At 60.6% G+C, this 809-nt stretch carries 1 protein-coding gene; it reads right to left on the bottom strand.

Annotation, left to right across the window (positions count from 1 at the left end; genetic code table 11):
- A partial coding sequence (locus H7A81_RS27420; RefSeq protein WP_182059357.1) for a hypothetical protein occupies window positions 1-738 on the bottom strand: 738 nt, incomplete at its 3' end.
- Window positions 739-809 lie beyond the last annotated feature (71 nt).

Below are 809 nucleotides of genomic sequence, written 5' to 3'. Positions count from 1 at the left end.
CGCCTCGCGAGTTTTCACCACCACATCACCGTGAAAACGCCAGGCCAGATGCGCAGGGTCCCACGGCAGCAGCAACCAGCTTTGCGCGTCGGTGGCGCTCGCCAGGATCAGCCGTTGATTATTCGCTGCCACCACCTGTGCATCGTGCGCACCGGCAGGCAGATCGATCAGTGGATAACCCTGCAGGAACCAAAGTGCCGTGCTGGCATCACCCTGATGCAACGTACCAGCACCGCTGATCCAACCGTCCTTGTCACACTGCGGATGCTGATCAAAGGTAAAACGGACATCGCCGCTGCTGGGCCAGTAGGTGCGCAACTGGCAGGTGTCATTGATGCGGAAGCGCTGCCACGGCGTGGTATCCGCCTGCGCGATCACGACTTTGGGTTTTGGCGGGATGCGCCAGTTCTCTTTCGCCGTCACATCGCCTTCGCGCACCGCTTTACCGCTACTGTCAATCAGCGTCCAGTGCAGCGTGTCGAGGCCGCGACACTGGCGTTTCAGCAGCTGGCCGACCTGCGGCACAAAGGTTTCCAGCGCATCCGGTTTTAATTCGCCCTGAGGTTCGAGGTGCAGGGCCACGCTATCGTCACACCAGCTTTTCACCCGACCATCCACCACGTTATCCAGCCAGGCGCTGAGACGCAGCGTCGGGGACCAGACGATACGCACGCTTTTGGCTTCACTCGCCAGCGGCAACAGCAGCAGCGACAGCAGCATTGCAGAAGCAGTTTTCACGGCGGCCTCCCTAGTCACGCTGCGACAACAAAATACGCTGGGCATCGCCCAGTGAACTGAGCAAGGTGGAC

The sequence above is a fragment of the Pantoea sp. ME81 genome, assembly GCF_903970985.1.
Lineage (GTDB): Bacteria > Pseudomonadota > Gammaproteobacteria > Enterobacterales > Enterobacteriaceae > Pantoea > Pantoea communis.
The sequence above is the reverse complement of the archived record's forward strand: the minus strand, read 5'-3'. Positions and strand labels throughout refer to the sequence as shown.